The sequence below is a fragment of the Terrirhizobium terrae genome, from assembly GCF_030323265.1.
Classification (GTDB): domain Bacteria; phylum Pseudomonadota; class Alphaproteobacteria; order Rhizobiales; family Rhizobiaceae; genus Neorhizobium.
The window spans coordinates 398,215-415,389 of sequence record NZ_CP104992.1 but is presented as its reverse complement, the minus strand read 5'-3'; the positions used below and the strand labels follow the sequence as shown (position 1 = coordinate 415,389).

The 17,175-nt window shown below is 61.0% G+C and carries 14 protein-coding genes and 3 pseudogenes; 9 read left to right on the top strand and 8 right to left on the bottom strand.

What is annotated here, in order from left to right; all coding sequences use genetic code 11:
- Positions 1-162: 162 nt before the first annotated feature.
- From N7E02_RS10105 to N7E02_RS10095, 3 genes are all read right to left on the bottom strand, one after another.
- The gene (locus tag N7E02_RS10105) at positions 163-1,488 is read right to left on the bottom strand and encodes a cytochrome c (RefSeq protein ID WP_286581763.1); all 1,326 of its coding nucleotides are present in this window, start codon (positions 1,486-1,488) and stop codon (positions 163-165) included.
- Between the two features lie 11 nt (positions 1,489-1,499).
- Positions 1,500-3,200 (bottom strand): GMC family oxidoreductase, encoded by a 1,701-nt coding sequence (locus N7E02_RS10100; protein ID WP_286581762.1) that lies wholly within the window; start codon positions 3,198-3,200, stop codon positions 1,500-1,502.
- A 74-nt stretch (positions 3,201-3,274) separates the two neighbouring features.
- Entirely contained in the window at positions 3,275-3,976 is a 702-nt protein-coding gene (locus N7E02_RS10095) for a gluconate 2-dehydrogenase subunit 3 family protein (protein WP_286581761.1), read from the bottom strand.
- Between the two features lie 442 nt (positions 3,977-4,418).
- Between N7E02_RS10095 and N7E02_RS10090 the strand changes: the two are divergent.
- The 6 genes and pseudogenes from N7E02_RS10090 (at position 4,419) to N7E02_RS10065 (ending at position 11,774) form a co-directional block, all read left to right on the top strand.
- Positions 4,419-5,791, top strand: a pseudogene (locus N7E02_RS10090) (GH1 family beta-glucosidase).
- Positions 5,792-6,030: 239 nt separating this feature from the next.
- Positions 6,031-7,125 (top strand): methionine ABC transporter ATP-binding protein, encoded by a 1,095-nt coding sequence (locus N7E02_RS10085; RefSeq protein ID WP_374730683.1) that lies wholly within the window; start codon positions 6,031-6,033, stop codon positions 7,123-7,125.
- Positions 7,115-7,783, top strand: coding sequence for a methionine ABC transporter permease (locus N7E02_RS10080; RefSeq protein WP_286581759.1), 669 nt, complete (start codon positions 7,115-7,117; stop codon positions 7,781-7,783). Before N7E02_RS10085 ends, N7E02_RS10080 begins: the two co-directional genes overlap by 11 nt.
- A 21-nt stretch (positions 7,784-7,804) precedes the next feature.
- Positions 7,805-8,584 (top strand): MetQ/NlpA family ABC transporter substrate-binding protein, encoded by a 780-nt coding sequence (locus N7E02_RS10075; RefSeq protein WP_286581758.1) that lies wholly within the window; start codon positions 7,805-7,807, stop codon positions 8,582-8,584.
- A gap of 77 nt (positions 8,585-8,661) precedes the next feature.
- Positions 8,662-9,439, top strand: a pseudogene (locus tag N7E02_RS10070) (MetQ/NlpA family ABC transporter substrate-binding protein).
- A gap of 145 nt (positions 9,440-9,584) precedes the next feature.
- Positions 9,585-11,774, top strand: coding sequence for a bifunctional diguanylate cyclase/phosphodiesterase (locus N7E02_RS10065; protein ID WP_374730682.1), 2,190 nt, complete (start codon positions 9,585-9,587; stop codon positions 11,772-11,774).
- A 33-nt stretch (positions 11,775-11,807) separates the two neighbouring features.
- Here N7E02_RS10065 and N7E02_RS10060 read toward each other — a convergent pair whose 3' ends face one another.
- The 4 genes and pseudogenes from N7E02_RS10060 to N7E02_RS10045 all read right to left on the bottom strand — a co-directional run bounded on the left by N7E02_RS10060 (position 11,808) and on the right by N7E02_RS10045 (position 14,593).
- The gene (locus N7E02_RS10060; protein WP_286581756.1) at positions 11,808-12,128 is read right to left on the bottom strand and encodes a low molecular weight protein tyrosine phosphatase family protein; all 321 of its coding nucleotides are present in this window, start codon (positions 12,126-12,128) and stop codon (positions 11,808-11,810) included.
- A 12-nt stretch (positions 12,129-12,140) separates the two neighbouring features.
- Positions 12,141-13,097: an oxygen-dependent tRNA uridine(34) hydroxylase TrhO gene (gene trhO / locus N7E02_RS10055; protein WP_286581754.1), complete on the bottom strand. Its 957-nt coding sequence runs from the start codon at positions 13,095-13,097 to the stop codon at positions 12,141-12,143.
- A 24-nt stretch (positions 13,098-13,121) separates the two neighbouring features.
- Positions 13,122-14,121: pseudogene (locus N7E02_RS10050) on the bottom strand (CHAD domain-containing protein).
- The gene (locus N7E02_RS10045) at positions 14,096-14,593 is read right to left on the bottom strand and encodes a CYTH domain-containing protein (protein WP_286581752.1); all 498 of its coding nucleotides are present in this window, start codon (positions 14,591-14,593) and stop codon (positions 14,096-14,098) included. The pseudogene N7E02_RS10050 and the gene N7E02_RS10045 overlap by 26 nt, the downstream one beginning before the upstream one ends.
- Positions 14,594-14,749: 156 nt before the next feature.
- Here N7E02_RS10045 and N7E02_RS10040 point away from each other — a divergent pair, with 156 nt between their 5' ends.
- The 3 genes from N7E02_RS10040 to N7E02_RS10030 all read left to right on the top strand — a co-directional run bounded on the left by N7E02_RS10040 (position 14,750) and on the right by N7E02_RS10030 (position 16,596).
- Positions 14,750-15,388: a 2-dehydro-3-deoxy-phosphogluconate aldolase gene (locus N7E02_RS10040; protein ID WP_092999412.1), complete on the top strand. Its 639-nt coding sequence runs from the start codon at positions 14,750-14,752 to the stop codon at positions 15,386-15,388.
- A 104-nt stretch (positions 15,389-15,492) separates the two neighbouring features.
- Positions 15,493-16,230 carry a tellurite resistance TerB family protein gene (locus N7E02_RS10035; protein ID WP_286581751.1) on the top strand — a complete coding sequence of 246 codons (738 nt, stop codon included), beginning with the start codon at positions 15,493-15,495 and terminating at the stop codon, positions 16,228-16,230.
- A gap of 102 nt (positions 16,231-16,332) precedes the next feature.
- Complete coding sequence (locus tag N7E02_RS10030; RefSeq protein ID WP_286581749.1) at positions 16,333-16,596, top strand: hypothetical protein; 264 nt, start codon at positions 16,333-16,335, stop codon at positions 16,594-16,596.
- Between the two features lie 63 nt (positions 16,597-16,659).
- On the opposite strand, the gene N7E02_RS10025 is transcribed toward N7E02_RS10030, so the two are convergent.
- Positions 16,660-16,857: a hypothetical protein gene (locus tag N7E02_RS10025; protein ID WP_286581748.1), complete on the bottom strand. Its 198-nt coding sequence runs from the start codon at positions 16,855-16,857 to the stop codon at positions 16,660-16,662.
- Between the last annotated feature and the right edge of the window lie 318 nt (positions 16,858-17,175).

Below are 17,175 nucleotides of genomic sequence, written 5' to 3'. Positions count from 1 at the left end.
TGATGTCGGCGGTGTTTTTGAGCCGGCGTTGTAAATGTTATATTTCTTATTTCAGTTCGTGATTTTGTTGGCGGTTTCTAAATCAACCAAGGGTGGCTTTCGGTCTTGCGGCCGACCTGCCTGATGCCCGCCCCGCCGCTCTCTACGGCGGGGCGGGGTAGGTCAGTGATGCGCCGCCGAGTCGCGGACGGCCTTGACGTCCGCTGCCGAGACCGCGGGAGCCTTGTTGGTCCAGCCTTCGCGCAGGAAGGTGGCAAGTGCTGCAATCTCTTCGTCGGAGAGACGATCGGCATAGCCCTGCATGCGAACCTTCATCGGACGCTCTGCCGTGGACGGCAGTTCGGCACCGTGAAGGATGACGCTGATCAGGCCCTTCGGCAGCTTGGCGGTGACGAGCGAGTTGCCGTCGAGTTCCGGGAATATTTCCGGAGCGCCCTTGCCGGTGACGAAATGGCAGCCGCCGCAGTTGTCGAGATAGAGGCGGGGGCCGAGAGGCATGTCAGCCTTGGCTTCCGTCAGCATCTTTTCCGTCTCGGTGACTTCCGCCTTTTCCGGCGCAGCAGGAGCCGCAGATCCACCGGCGGTGCCAATCTTCTGCAGATAAGCGGCGATCGCCGTGTTGTCTTCCTCGGTCAGGTACTGCAGCGAGTCGCGGACGACGAGCATCATTTCGCCGGTTGCGGTCGAGTGGGCGTTACGGGCAGTCGCGAGGTAGGATGCGAGCTGCTCGGTCGTCCACTTCTGCGGGGCGCTGTCTGCACCGCGCAGATCAGGAGCGGTGAAGCCATCGATTTCGCCGCCGGTCAGGAAGGCCTTGGAAGTGTCTTCGATGCCATCCTGCGCCATGAACAGGTTGCGCGGGCTGTGGCAGGCAGCGCAGTGGCCTGCGCCTTCGACCAGATATTTGCCGCGATTGAACTGGTCATCCTGTCCCTGCACCGGCTTGAAGCCGGCCTCATGGCTGATTGCCAGCCAGTTCCATGCCCTCAGACCAAAGCGCATGTTGAACGGGAAGGAAAGCTTGGTTTCCTCGACCTTGTTGGAGACCGGTTCGACCTCGTGCATGAAGTAGTCGTAAAGAGCGACGACATCTTCTTCCGACATCTTGCGGTAGTTCTCATACGGCATGGCCGGATAGAGATGGGTACCATTCGGGGCCACGCCATCGTAAAGGGCCGCGCGGAAATCGTCGAGCGTCCAGTTACCGATGCCGGTTTCCTTGTCGGGCGTGATGTTGGTCGTCCAGATCGTGCCCATCGGGCTGTTGATCGCACGACCGCCGGCGAAGGGCTTGCCGCCCTCCGTCGTATGGCAGGCGAGACAGTCGCCGGCCCGCATGACGTATTCACCCTGGCCCTTGGCCGGCTTGAAGTCGGCTGCGAGCTGGGTGACCGGACCGGTGCGCTGCACCGGCACGAAGATGAAGGCGAGCAGGGCAACGATGCCCAGCACGACGAGAACGCCGAGAACGCGAATGAGCTTTTTCATCGATGTTCTCCTCAGACCAGCGGACGCGGGTTACGCAGGTAATCCGTACGGATGGCGTGGGCGGCCCAATAAGCGAGACCGCCGACCATGCCGGTCGGGTTGTACTGGGTGTTCTGCGGGAAGGCGCCGGCGCCGAGCACGAAAATGTTGTGCTTGTCCCAGGCCTGCAGATAGCGGTTGACCGCCGAAGTCTTCGGATCGGCACCCATGACGGAGCCGCCGACATTGTGCGTCGTCTGATAAGGACGCACGTCGTACATGGCGCCTTCCTTCTTGAAGCCTTCCTGCATCGAGGTCGGGTTCATCGATGCGGCGATCGGCTCCATCTTCGACTTCATGAATTGCGTCATGCGAATGTCGTTCTGGTTCCAGTTGAAGGTCATGCGCATCAGCGGGCGACCGAGCGGATCCTTGTAGGTCGGATCGAGATCGAGGAAGTTGCCGCGGTAGGACATGTGCGAACCGTGCGAGCCGATCGACATCGAATGGCCGTACCATTCGCCGACGCCCTTCTTCCAGCCTGCACCCCAGGACGGCGTGCCCTTCGGCAGCGACATGGAACGGATCGGCTGTCCGTTGGACTGGCCGGAACGCCAATAGGCACCACCGATGAAGCCTTCGCGACCGAAGTCGATGTTGTCCATGCCGAAGTCGTCGATCGACATGCCGTTTGCGCCGGTGCCGATGAACGGGTTGAACACTTCATCCTTGAAGAACAGCGTGTAGCCACCGTTCATCTGGTAGGCATAGCTGCGGCCCGTCACGCCTTCGCCCGTCGCTGGGTCATAGGGCTGGCCGATGCCCGACAGCAGCATCAGGTGTACGTTGTGCAGCTGGTAGGCTGCAAGGATGACGAGGTCGGCCGGCTGGAACACTTCTTCGCCGGTCTTGTAGTCATAGTAAGTGACGCCGGTCGCAGTCTTGCCATCCGGTGCCATTTCGACGCGCAGAACGTCGCACTGGGTGCGGTATTCGAAGTTCGGCTTGCGCTTCAGGGCATCGAGGATGGCCGTCTGAGGAGAGGACTTCGAATAGTTGAAGCAGCCGTAACGCTCGCAGAAGCCGCAGTGGTTACACGGGCCCATCTGCATGTTGTACTCGTTCACATAGGCCTGCGAGGCGATACCGCCCGGGCTCGGGAACGGATGACAGCCGGCAGCCTTGGCGGCTTCGGCAAACTTGGCGCCGTCCCAGGTGGTCGGCATGGCCGGCATCGGGTACTCGCGCGAACGCGGTGCCTCGAACGGGTTGCCGCCCTCCATGATCTTGCCCTTGATGTTTCCGGCCGTGCCGGAAATGCCCGCGATGCGCTCGAAGCGATCGAAGAAGGGTTCGAGTTCGTCGTAGGTGACCGGGTAATCCTGGAGATGCATGTCTTCAGGGATGATGCCGGCGCCCCAGCGTTCCTCGACATAGGAGCGCAGACGATATTCGGACAGCTGCGGACGCCAGTTCAGGCCGTTCCAGTGCGTGCCGGCGCCGCCGACGCCAATGCCGGGCAGGAACGAGCCGAGGCTGCGATAGGGCAGAGCGGTTTCGTTGACGTCGCGGCGGATGGTGACGGTCGAGTTGTGCGGCTTCTGCATCATGCCGAGGCGGACGCCGTATTTCAGTTCGTCGATCATGTTCGGATACTGGAAATTCGGAACAGTATCCTGGTCGTGGCCGCGCTCCAGCGCGACGATTTCGACGCCTTCCTGGGCTAGTTCCATGCCGAGGATCGAGCCAGTCCAGCCGAGGCCGACGATGACGACGTCTTTTTCTTTTCAGTGCGTGCCATGATCGCTTACGCCCTTTCGCCGGAGATAGAGACAGGGCCGAGCGGATACTTGACGTTGTGCTTGAGCACCCATTCCTTGTAGGAGCCGCGGGCGCCCGGGAAACCGATATATTTCCAGGCTTCCATGCCGTGGTTGCCGCCATACATCGGGTCGGCAAAATAGCCTTCCTTCGTATTGCCGAGCAGGATGGTGAAGAAGTCGCGCAGTTCCGGCTTGATCTTCATCTCGTCCTTCTGGAGCGAGGTGAGAGCCTTGTCCTGGGTTTCGCCATCCAGTTCAGCGAAGATCTTGCCATGGGTTGCCTTGCACCAGTCGTCGAAGACCGGGATGGCCTGCTGGTAGATTTCCAGCGGGTTGAGCGGGGTCTGCCAGCCACGCAGCGGGCTTGCTGCGGCATCGTGCGGGCCCTGCATGTACCAGTCGGCAGCCTTGCCGTAATCGCCGGCGAGCTGCTTGTCGATAAAGACAGGAACGCGTGCCTCGATCGCGCCGGGACCTTCGCCGTCCGACGGGATCAGTCTTGCTACCGCTGCCATGACGAAGGCCCACTCGGTGGGCTTAAGACAGTCCGGCTTGTATTCGGTCAGTGCGACCGGTTCTGGTTTCTGCTCGGCTTTCGCGTTCGTCACGATGCCGGCGACTGCCGCAGTCGCCGCAGATGCTTTCAGGAAGCTTCTGCGGGACGGCAAGCCCGGAAGATCTCTCATTGTCATCTCCTTGGTGGCTGCAGGAGGCAGCCCTTGAAATCCGCTTGAGCCCCCAAAAATCTAGGGAGCGTCAATCTGACACCTGCGCTCTATCGCCGCGTCTAAAGGGATTCAAGGACAGAAAGGCTAATTTCTGGCCTATTTTCACCGAAAGTTGGAATATATTTTTCTAATATTTCTTTTTAACGCATAAATTGTATTCATATATAGTTGTAATTTGGCGATTTTGTCGCAGTTATCGGCTTGTTTTTCGACCTATGAGTGTGTTGGAATCGCGGCATTTGGTCGCTAAGCGTTCGGAATTAGGCGAAATCATGCTCTGGGAGTGGCGGCATTGCGTTCGTCTCCGTTGAGGCGGTTTCAGCGGATATTGCCTTGCAAATTGCCGATAATTGGCTAAATCCGCTGCCAGCACGATGGCTCCCCTGAGAGGACAGTTGGCATGACCGATCCCAAGGCTTTCGCGGCACGTTTTCCCGGTGACTTCCTTTTCGGCGTTGCAACCGCCGCCTTCCAGATCGAAGGCGCGACGAAGACCGATGGCCGCAAGCCGTCGATCTGGGATGCGTTCTCCAACATGCCGGGCAGGGTGCTGAACCGCGATAACGGCGACGTCGCCTGCGATCACTACAATCGCCTCGAGGACGATCTCGATCTGATCAAGGACATGGGTGTCGAGGCCTACCGCTTCTCGATCGCCTGGCCGCGCATCATTCCGGAAGGAACCGGACGGATCAACGAGAAGGGGCTCGATTTCTACGATCGCCTCGTCGACGGCTGCAAGGCGCGGGGCATAAAGACCTTCGCGACGCTCTATCACTGGGACCTGCCGCTTGCGCTGATGGGCGACGGCGGCTGGACGGCGCGCTCGAGCGCCTATGCGTTCCAGCGCTACGCCAAGGTGGTGATGGCGCGGCTCGGTGACCGGCTGGATGCGGTCGCCACCTTCAACGAGCCGTGGTGCTCGGTCTGGCTGTCCCATCTCTATGGCGAGCATGCGCCGGGCGAGCGCAACATGGAGGCCGCACTGGCTGCCATGCATACGACCAATCTCGCGCACGGCCTTGCCGTCGAGGCGATCCGGCATGTGACGCCGAACGTGCCGGTCGGCCTAGTGTTAAATGCTCACTCAGTCATCCCGGGTTCCGACAGCGCCGAAGACAAGGCCGCCGCAGAGCGCGCCTTCGACTTCCACAACGGCGCCTTCTTTGGTCCGGTGTTCAATGGGCAATACCCGGCTTCTCTCATCGAAGCGCTTGGCGACAGGATGCCGAAGGTGGAGGAGGGCGATCTTGCCGTCATCAGCCAGAAGCTCGATTGGTGGGGTCTCAATTACTACACGCCGATGCGGGTCTCGGATGCCTCTGGCGAGGGGCTGAGTTTCCGGCAACCAAGTCGGCTCCTTTTGTCGGTCAAACGGTGACGGATATCGGCTGGGAGGTCTATTCGCCGGCGATGAAGTCGCTCGTCGAAGATCTTTACCGTCGCTATGAACTGCCGGATTGCTACGTCACCGAAAACGGTGCCGCCTACAACATGACGCTTGCCGGCGGAGAGATCGATGACCAGCCGCGGCTCGACTACTATGTCGACCATCTTTCGGTCGTCGCCGATCTCGCGTCGGACGGATATCCGGTCAAAGGCTATTTCGCCTGGAGCCTGATGGACAATTTCGAGTGGGCCTGGGGCTACAGCATGCGGTTCGGCCTGGTCCATGTCGATTACGAGACCCAGAAGCGCACGGTCAAAAAGAGCGGCAAATGGTACCGGGAGTTGGCATCGCAGTTTCCCGGCGGCAATCACAAGCCGGGCTGATCATGGGTGGCGTAATCATGGGCGGAAGAATTTTTCCACATTAGCGGATAATTGAAATTCCATCCCTATGAATCGCGGCGGCGCCGGGGCATTGATCTGCCACCGAAAAGGCCTTACGGCCTGCAGAGAAAGCCGAACGATATGCTCCGGAAAGTCACCTGTCATCGAATGTGCCGCCTGGGTGCATGATTGCGCGGCAATTTCGCCGTTGAGATGACCTGACTAACTGTGAGATCAAAATGACCATCCCCAATGCTGCGGCCAGCGTAGCCCCGTCCGCGAGTGCGCAGACCAAGCCGATGGTGTCCTTCGAAGGCGTGATCAAGCGCTTCGGCGGCACCGGCGGTCAGCCGGCATTCACCGCCCTCGACGGTATCGATTTCAGCGTCGCCCATGGCGCGATCGCCGGCATTATCGGCCGTTCCGGCGCCGGCAAATCCACCCTCATCCGACTGGTGAACGGGCTTGAAAAGGCGACGTCCGGCAAGGTCGTCGTCGATGGTATCGAGGTGGGTGGTCTTTCCGAGAGCGGGCTCAGGGATCTGCGCCGCCAGATCGGCATGATCTTCCAGCACTTCAATCTGCTGACCTCGCGCACCGCCTTTGACAATGTCGCCCTGCCGCTCGAAATCGCCGGCGTCGACAGCCAGGCGATCAAGGCCAAGGTCGGGCCGCTGCTCGATCTCGTCGGTCTCGGCGACAAGGCGAACCGCTACCCGTCCGAGCTTTCCGGCGGCCAGAAGCAGCGCGTCGGCATTGCTCGGGCGCTCGCGACCGATCCGAAGCTCCTGCTGTCCGACGAGGCGACATCGGCGCTCGATCCGGAAACGACGCAGTCGATCCTCGAACTGCTGAAGCGCATCAATGCCGAACTCGGGCTGACCGTGCTTCTCATCACCCACGAAATGGAAGTGGTGAAGACGATCGCCACCGATGTCGCCGTCATCGACAAGGGCCGCATCGTCGAAGCCGGCAGCACGTTCGACGTCTATGCAAACCCGGCGCATGAGACGACGCGGACGCTGCTCGCCTCGGCGCTTGCGCTTCCCGAATGGCTGCGGACCGGCATCAAGCGCTCGCCATCTTCCGGCGACCGCGCGCTGGTACGGCTCGTCTTCTTCGGCGAAACGGCGTTCCAGCCGCTCACCGGGCGGCTCGTCGCCGAACTCGGCGCGGACGTCAACATCCTCGCCGGCGGCATCGAGGAGATCGGCGGCAGGCCGTTCGGCTCGCTCGTCGTGTCCTATTCCGCCGATCCCGCCGTCATCGCGCGGGCGGAAAAGTTCTATGCCGAAACCGGCCTGAAGACGGAGGTGCTCGGCTATGTCGCCTGATATGCTTTTCAACCTGCTTTTGAAGGCGCTGCTGCAGACGCTGCACATGGTGGCTGTTGCAGGCGTCATCGGCTCGCTGATCGGCCTGCCGATCGGCATTTTCCTCGCCACCAGCGGCAAGGGCGAGCTGTTCCCGGCGCCGACGGTCAACCGTATCCTCGGACTGATCGTCAACGCCGCGCGCTCGACGCCCTTCATCATCCTGGTCGTGGCCATCATTCCGTTCACCCGGCTCATCACCGGCACCTCGATCGGCACCAGTGCCGCCATCGTGCCGCTGACCATTGCCACCATTCCCTTCTTCGCCCGCCTGGTCGAAGCGGCGATCCGCGAGATCGACAAGGGACTGATCGAGGCGGCGCGCGCCATGGGTGCCACGCCGACCCAGATCGTCTTCAAGGTGTTGCTGGCCGAGGCCCGTCCGTCGCTGATGGCGGCGCTGACGATGACCATGGTCAGCCTGATCGGCTATTCCGCCATGGTCGGCGCTGTCGGTGGCGGTGGTCTGGGAGACCTCGGCATCCGCTACGGCTACCAGCGTTTCATGCCGGAAATGATGCTGGCCGTTGTCGTGGTGCTGATCGTGCTGGTGCAGCTCGTGCAGAGCGCCGGCGATGCGCTGGCCCGCCGCTTCGACAAACGCAATCGCAAGAACTGATTTTTCCAGAGGGGTAAGACCATGAAGAAACTGATCATCGCGGCGACGCTCGCCGCCCTGTTCTCCACCGGCGCAGCTTACGCCGAGACCAAGAAGGTCGGCGTCACGCCGGGCCCGCACGCCCAGATCGTCGAGAAGGTCAAGGAAGTCGCAGCCAAGAAGGGCCTCGAGCTCGATGTCGTCGAGTTCTCCGACTATGTCGTGCCGAACCAGGCACTTTCGGATGGCGACATCGACATCAACTCCTTCCAGCATCAGCCCTATCTTGACAACCAAGTGAAGGAGCGCGGTCTCGAACTCGTCAGCGTCGCGAAGTCGGTCAACTTCCCGATGGCCGGCTATTCGAAGAAGATTAAGGCACTCGACGAACTGAAAGACGGCGCATCGGTCGCCATCCCGAACGACCCGAGCAACGGCGCCCGCGCGCTCCTGCTGCTTGCCGACCAGAAGCTGATCACGCTGAAGGACGGTATCGGCGTTAAGGCTTCCGTCGCCGACATCGTCGAGAACCCGAAGAACCTCAATATCGTCGAACTCGATGCCGCCCAGCTGCCGCGGTCGCTCGATGACGTGGATCTCGCCGCGATCACCACCAATTACGCGCTGGCCGCCGGCCTCAACCCGAAGACGGACGGCATTTTCCAGGAAAGCACCAAGGCGCCTTACGTCGGTGTCATCGCCGTGCGCGCCAAGGACAAGGATGCCGACTGGGTGAAGACCTTCGTCGAAAGCTATCACAGCCCGGAAGTCTCCGCCTTCATCGAGGAGACCTTCAAGGGCGCGATCACGCCTACCTGGTAAGGCCTGAAAATTCCGCTGTCGGCTCGAACTGGAGCCGGCAGCGGCAATAAACCCAATAAAACCGTGAGGAAACACCCATGAAGAGACTTCTTATCGCTGCAACAGCCGCACTCGTCGCTGCCGGTTCCGCTCTCGCGGAAGACATCAAGGTCGGCGTGACGCCGGGCGAACATGCCCAGATCATGGAAAAGGTCGCCGAAATCGCAAAGACCAAGGGCCTCAACATCGAGATCCTCGAATTCTCCGACTATGTCGTGCCGAACCAGGCGCTGAACGACGGCGATATCCAGGCCAATTCGTTCCAGCACCAGCCCTATCTCGACAACCAGATTGCCGACCGCAAGTTCGATCTCGTCAGCGTCGCGAAGACGATCACCACTCCGATGGGTGTCTATTCCAAGAAGGTGAAGAGCCTCGACGAACTGGAGGACGGCGCTTCTGTCGCCATCCCGAACGATCCGACCAACGGCGGCCGCGCGCTTCTCGTTCTCGCCTCCAAGGGCCTGATCAAGTTCAAGGACGATGCGAACCTGAAGGTCACCCCGGCCGACATCATCGAAAACCCGAAGAATATCGAATTCTCGGAGCTCGACGCCGCCCAGCTGCCGCGCTCGCTTGATGACGTCGACGCTGCCGTCATCAACACCAACTACGCCATGGAAGCCGGCCTGCATCCGAAGACCGATGCGATCGCCATTGAAGGCGAAAAGTCGCCTTACGCCAACGTCATCGCCGTGCGCACTGCCGACAAGGACAAGCCCTGGGTCAAGACGCTGGTCGAGATCCTATAACAACGACACGATCCGCGATTTCATCAACACGGAATCCAAGGGTGCCCTGATCCCGTCCTGGTAAGATCGGCCCTCGATATTGTCTTGATTGGAAACGCCGCGTGTCTCACGCGGCGTTTTGCATTTCAGGCATTTCTTACGTTTTGCGCGTGGCTTAACCCTATCTGAAGGAATACCCGCCATAGCTGTGTGGATTGGTGAGGTATTTGATGGGGCTGCTATCCTCAGGTCTGAGACGCCCTGTGCGGGTAGGGCGGCGGTCTGCCGTGACCCTGATGCTCGGCCTCTTTGCCGTGGTGGTCGTGCTTGTCACGATCTTCATCCTCACCGCGCTCAATCGCATCGCCGAACAGACCAACAATCTCGATGAAGGCCGATCCCGCGCCACGACGGCCGGTGCCGTGCGCACCTTCCAGGACCAGTTGCACGCGACGCTGAACGACTATGCCGCCTGGGACGATGCGAACAATTTCGTCTATGCCGGGGATGGGCAAGACTGGATCGCCAGCAACTTCGGCGACATGACCGCCAATAGCGACCTGTTCGACGTCGCCATTCTTCTCGACAGCGATCGCAACGTGCTGATGGCCTATCAGGACGGAAAGCCAGTCACCTGGGCCCCGAAAGATTATTTCGATAGCTCGTTCTGGACGCTGTTCGATGCGGCTCGTTCGGCCGGTCCTGAGGCGTTGCCGGAAGCAGTGGGCTTCACCGGCACGCGCAAGGGGCTGGCTGCGACCGGCGTCGCGCTGGTGAGGCAGAAATCGGGTGCTATCGACCAGCCGCCGGAACGCCGCCGCTATCTGATCTTTTCAAGGCATCTCGACGAGCAGAAGGTTGCACGGCTCGCCGACACCTATGTCATCGATGGCCTGCACTTTCTCCAGCCGCACGAGACACTGTCGAACCCGGTCGAGATCCGTAACGTGCATGGCCGGCCACTCGCCAAGATCGGCTGGACCCCGCGATTGCCGGGGGATGCGAGCTATCTGGCGGTGCGTCCGCTCGTCTATTCCGCGCTCGTCATGGTCGGGCTGTTCTTCCTGCTGCTGCTCGTCAGCGGCACGAAGACGCTGAACAGGCTCAAGGCCGACGAGGCCAAGGCACGGCATCTGGCCATGACCGACCGTCTGAGCGGGCTTCTCAACCGCACGGGCCTTTTTCTGGCCCTCGATAACCTCGTTGCAGAAAGCGCTCAGAAGGCCGGAAGCGCGGTGCTGCTCTATCTCGACCTCGACGGTTTCAAGGAGGTCAACGATGCCTACGGTCATGGCACGGGCGACACGCTGATCCGCAGCGTCGCGGCCGGGCTGAAGATGCTGGTGGGCGACAACGCAGTTCTGGCTCGCGTGGGCGGTGATGAGTTTGCCATCGCCCTGCGATCCGATGATCCCGCGACGCTTGCCGTGACGCTCTGCGACCGCATTCTCGGCTTCTTCGACGAACCCTTCGTCATGGGCGAGCGGGTGGCGAAAATCGGCGCCAGCATCGGCGTTGCCATATCCCAACGCGGGACCGTCAGCGGTGCCGAACTGGTGCGCCGCGCCGACATGGCCATGTACCGCGCCAAGGAAGGTGGGCGTTCTCGCTTCGAGGCCTATACGCCGGACATGGATGCCGAGCGCGAAGACCGCAACCGTCTCGAGGTCGATCTCAAGATCGCTATAGAGCGCCGCGAGCTGACCGTCGTCTATCAGCCGGTCGTGTCGTCGGAGGATGGAAGTCTGATCGGTGTCGAGGCGCTCGTGCGGTGGCATCGAAAGGGCTACGGCCAGGTCTCTCCGGACAAGTTCATCCCGATCGCGGAATCGACCGGTCTCATCGACCAGCTCGGCCTCTTCGTGCTGCACAAGGCCTGCGAGACGATCCGGCGCTGGCCGCAGCTGAAGCTCGCCGTCAACATCTCGCCCGGCCAGTTCCGTGATCCGGCCTTTCCGCAGCATGTCGCATCGGTATTCCGCAAGACCCAGACTGACACATCGCGCGTCACGTTGGAAATGACCGAGGGTTATTTCATCCAGCATCCCGACCGGGCGAAGACGTCGATCCGTGCGCTGCGGCGTCTCGGCGTCACCATTGCGCTCGACGATTTCGGCGCCGGCTTTTCCAGCGTCGGATATCTGCGCCAGTTCGGCTTCGACCGGATGAAGATCGACAAGTCGCTGGTGGATGCGCTCAGCCACGGTCCGCGTGCTGTCGACATGCTGCAGGCAACGGTGGCGCTCGCCCGCTCGCTCGACATTCCGGTGACAGCCGAAGGCGTGGAGACCGACGCTCAGGCGATCCAGCTGCGCCTCGCCGGCTGCGACGAATTGCAGGGCTATCTCTTCGGCCGCCCGATGTCGGCGGAGGAAGTCGACGGCCTCTACCTGCAGCGCGACGACGAAGCGACGGCGTGATCTCACAAACGGCCAGAGAGGCCGGACAGCTACCTATAGATGGCGTGGCACCTTGCTCTTCAGGAGCTCAACGAGAGTCGGATCCATGAATTCGTAGTCGTCCGGAATGTGCAGGCAGATCAGCCGGGCATTCTTCATCGCAGCCCTGTATTTCGCTTGCAGTTTCGTGCGGTGGGTACGCTCCATGACGAAGATGATGTCGGCCCATTCCACCAGTTCGTGGGAGAGCGGGTTTTCGGCGTCGTTGTTGGTGCCGGCCGAGGATGTCTCGATGCCGGGCCAGTCGGCGAACACCTGTTCGGCGGTCGGGCTGCGCAGCCTGTTCTGGCTGCAGACGAACAGGACGTTCTTCATACCGCTCCCGTCTCAGCCGCCGATGTGCTTAACGCCGCGCTTCTTGGCGAGCGCGATCTGGTGCTGCCGCTGGCGATAGCGCAGGCGGTCTTCTTCCGTGCGGCTGTCGTAGCAGTTGGAGCAGGAGACGCCTTCCTCGTATTTCGGCGAGGTGATCTCCTCGGCGGTGATCGGGTTGCGGCAGGCGTGGCAGAGCTTGTGATTGCCTTCCTTCAAGCCGTGCTCGACGGAGACGCGTTCGTCGAAGACGAAGCAGGCGCCTTCCCACAGGCTCTCTTCTTCGGGCACTTCCTCGAGATATTTGAGGATGCCGCCCTTGAGGTGATAGACCTCGTCGAAGCCCTGTTCCTTCATGAAGGCCGTTGCCTTCTCGCAGCGGATGCCGCCGGTGCAGTACATGGCGATCTTCGGCTTGTTGTGCAGGCCGGTATTGTTCTTCACCCAATCGGGGAATTCGCGGAACGTCTTGGTGTTCGGGTCGACCGCGCCCTTGAAGATGCCGATCGCCGTCTCGTAGTCGTTGCGGGTGTCGATCAGGATGGTTTCAGGATCGGAGATCAGGGCGTTCCAGTCCTTCGGCTCGACATAGGTGCCGACGATCCGGTTGGGGTCGATATCCTCGACGCCCATCGTGACGATTTCCTTCTTCAGCTTCACCTTCATGCGGATGAAGGGCATTTTCGACGCACGGCTTTCCTTGTGCTCCAGCTTGGAAAATTCCGGCTGGGCGCGCAGATAGGCGAGCAGTCTGGCGATCGCATCGTCGGTACCGGCAACCGTGCCATTGATCCCTTCGCGGGCGATCAGCAGCGTACCCTTGATGCCGTTCTCATCGCAGAAGGCCTGCAGCGGCGCGCGGAAATCCTCATATCGCTCGAAACGGGCGAAATGGTAGAGCGCTGCAACAAGAAAGCCGCCGGCGGACCCGACGGTGGCGTCGGCCCGCGATGTGATCTGATTGTCTGTCATGGCGGCTCAAATACAGTGTGATCGCTATCCGTGCAACGCGGTTTCTTTGACGGGCTTTTCTTCTCGCTTGCGGGTCTTCTCCGCACCATTCCTGCGCTTCGGCTTTTCGTCGGCGTCAGCCGTGGCGGCTCGCTCCCAAAGAAGCCTGATCATGGCGGCTTCGGCCCCGGCATCGTCGGCAAAGACGGATTGCGCCATCGGCAATGCTTCCTGCCGCAGCATCTGCTGGCGGGTGATGATCGCGGCAAGCAGGCGCGCCAGCGTCTCGCCATCGCCGACGATCTCCGGTTCCTCGTTGACCAGCTGTGTCAGCACCGAGAGATCATGCTCGTGGCCGAGCAGGTCGACCAGCGCTTTTGCCTCCACCTGCTTCGCCTTCATGGCGGACGGCCATGCCTCGCGCAGCAGCGACAGATGCATCCAGTAGGTCTGGCCGGACTTGCGAAGCTCGTGGAAGGTCTCGGCGCCGGGCGCGGTCTCGCAAGCGGTTAGAGCCGCGCGGGCCTTCCTCGCCTGTTTGCGCCATGCCTTGCCGAGCCGCTTGGCCGTCTTGCGGGGGCATCGGGGAGTTCGAGGGCCTCCAGCGCGTCGATCGCCTCCCGGCAGTTCTCTACCGCCGCCGCCATCTTTGCCGGCAGGTCGTGTTCTTCCTCGGCTATGTGGTCGCGGCGGACGGTGAGGGCATCGCGTGCGGTCTTGAGAGCCGCTTCTTCCTCCGGCGATGCCGCGAAATCCAGAAGATAGCCGACCGTCTCAACGAGCGCGGTCGCATCGCGCACGGCCGAAAGGGAGCGGGCGGTCTCCTGATCCTCGCATTCTCGCGGGTGCGGAAATCCGGCGCATCCGGCTGGATGAGGCGGTAGAGCGCGCGGACGCGCTTGAACCGCTTGCGAGCGTCGTGGATCGCCTCATGCTCGCCGTCCGGATGGTTTTCCAGATAGCCGATCGCCTTCTTCAACTGATCCTCGGCGACGAGGCGAAACTCGGCGGTAAACGGTCTAGACGACCTTAATCGATAAGCCATTCACCAGCTCCTCGCTGAGATCCTCGGTGGCCAGCACGGCATTGGAATAGCGGCGATCCCCGGTCACTTCCTGGCCGATCCATTCGGGAACGATCGGCTGGACCTTTTCGTCGGCCATCTCGACCTCTGCCACGACGAGGCCTTCATAGGTGCCGCCGTAGACATCAACTTCCCAGATGTGCCCCTCGTAGGGCACCTTGTAGCGGGTCTTTTCCAGCACCACGCCCAGCGCCTGACGGCTCATCTCTTCCGCATCGGTCAGCGGGATGTCATATTCGAATTCGTCGCGGGCGAAGAGATCTCGGCCGACCTTGATCGTCAGTTTTGCCCGCTCGCCGTCCATGATGCGAACACGCACGGAGCGATCCTTGCCGGATGCGATATAGGCCTGCAGAAACTCCGAGGAAGACGAGACGGCAGAGCGCCAGCCCTCGTCTCTGACCAGATATTTCCGCTCGATTTCTTTCGCCATGCTACCTACGCCTGTCCTGGAACATTTCTACAAGGTAGTGCAAAGGTTGGCGCGGGAAAATGCTTCGAGCGGTCGCAGCCGGTTTTTCTCGACAAGGTGCATTGCTGGCGATATCTCCAGCCTCGCGTTTTCAATCGCCAAAGGGAGATCATCGCCATGGCCGGCAAGACCGAAAAGCTGCTTTCCATCCTGAAACTGCAGCCGGTGGTTCCGGTGCTGATCGTCGACGACGCCAAGTCGGCCGTAGGCCTTGCGAGGGCGCTTGTCGCCGGTGGTCTTAAGGCGATCGAGATCACTATGCGCACCCCTGCAGCCCTCGATGCCGTCAAGGCGGTGGCCGAGGAAGTGGAAGGTGCCAATGTCGGCGCCGGTACGATCCTCAATGCGAAGGACTGGGATGCCGCCGTCAAGGCCGGCTCCACCTTCATCGTTTCCCCGGGCGTGACGCCGGGCGTGCTTGCCGCCGCCAAGGGATCCGACGTGCCGCTTCTGCCGGGCGCCGCGACCGCCAGCGAAGTGATGACGCTGCGTGAAGCCGGCTACGACGTGATGAAGTTCTTCCCGGCCGAACAGGCCGGCGGTTCCGCCTATCTCAAGGCGCTGTCCTCGCCGCTCGCCGGCACGCTGTTCTGCCCGACCGGGGGCATTTCGTTGAAGAACGCCAATGACTACCTGTCGCTGCCGAACGTCGTCTGCGTCGGTGGCTCCTGGGTCGCGCCGAAGGATCTCGTCGCAGCAGGCGATTGGGCAGGCATCACCAAGCTCGCATCGGAAGCCTTCGCGCTGAAGGCCTGACGCCAAACCGTTCTGACAATTTCGTTATCGATCGCGCGGGAAAATTGTTTTCCTGCACTGCAATTCCTATTTCCCAGTCAGCATTCAACCGACAGGAGATATTGATGTTCGATGCGAAGAAGCTTCTCGACCAGTTCCTCGGGTCGCAGGTGTCCGGGGGCTTGGGAGGCGACAAGGCCAGTTCCGCAAAGGGATGGGCCGGGCAGGCGACGGACATTGCTCGCAACAATCCGCTGAAGACCGCCGGCATAGCTGCCGCTCTTCTCGGCACCAAGACCGGCCGCAAGCTTGCCGGCAATGCGGTGACGATCGGCGGTATCGCGGCTGTAGCCGGTCTCGGTTATCTCGCCTACAAGAACTACAAGTCCGGCCAGTCGCCGCAGACGGCACCGCAGCCGGCCGCCGCCACAAACCAGCCGATCGCGCTGCCGCCGCCGGATTCTGCCTTCAGCCTGCAGTCGCCGCAGCTTTCCAACGATTTCGCTCTCACGCTCGTGCGCGCCATGATCGCCGCCGCCAAGGCAGACGGGCATATCGATCAGAACGAGCGGGCGAATATCATGGAAAAGATCCATGCCGTCGATCTCGGCTCCGAAGCAGAAGCCTTCATCGCGGATGAACTGGCCAATCCGGTCGATGTCGACGATCTCGTCGCCGCTGCCCGCACCGAGGAGCAGAAGGTCGAGCTCTATACCGCGACGCGTCTTACCATTGATCCGGATACCCGAGCGGAACGGGGTTATCTCGATCTGCTCGCCGGCCGGTTGCAGTTGCCGGATGCGCTGATCGATCATATCGACGCAACTGTCTCTGCCGCCAAGGTTGACGCGACGACCGCCTGAACCGAGGTGCCGGGAACGCATATTAGGCACGCCTTGATTGCATTTCACCCGGGAACAATCACTCCTTCCGGTGCTTTAGTCAGCATCGAAAGGAGGAAAACGATGATTTCTACCGAAAAGATTTCGACCAATATCTGGCTGAAGATCATGTGCTCCATGATGATCAATGCGGTGCTGTTCGGTGCCGGTGCGATCACCGTGCTCTCCGTGCCGGCGCTTGCGGAGCAGGCCAAATATCTGATCCCCGCGGTGGTCGTAACGAGCTTCATCGCGGCGCCGTTGCTATCGGGCTTCGTCGCGCGCCGCATGCGCCTCAGGAACTGGGGTGCCGAGCGTTGGCAGCAAGGTGACCTTATCTCGGGATGACGTGCGCCTGTTCAATTGCGCGGAGATAAGCAAAGGTCGGCTTCTGTCCGGCCTTTGTCTCGTTCAGCCGCCCACTCCGCCGATACGGCGAAGCATGACCTCAAGCCGTTTCCAGAGACTTTCCGCCGCGGGCTCACCGATCACGATGCGTCCCTCGCGCGTGATCGAGATGACGGCACCTGTGCTCCACTCTCCTCCCTCATCAATGCTGATGAGGCGGCGGCGCCAGGCATCCTGGAAGAAATGCTTGTCTTCAAGCATTTCATATTCTTCCTCATTCAGACAGATACATCCTTCGCTTCCGGCTATCTGAGCAAGAAAGCTCAAGAGCCTTGGGTCAGTGACTTGTTTCAAAGGCAGGTTTACGGGCATGGGAAAGACTCAAGGGAAGCTGTCCCAACTAAATATATATTTGCGGGAACAACAATATGCTGCCTGCCCAAGAAATAGATGATGCGAAATGAGAGATATTTCTACCTGAATGTATTTTCAGGTGCTCAACAAAGCCATGAGTTGAACACTTTGACGCCGGGCAAGCCCTTGAACGCGACGCGGCCGCGCGGCCGTTGCCTTTCGGTA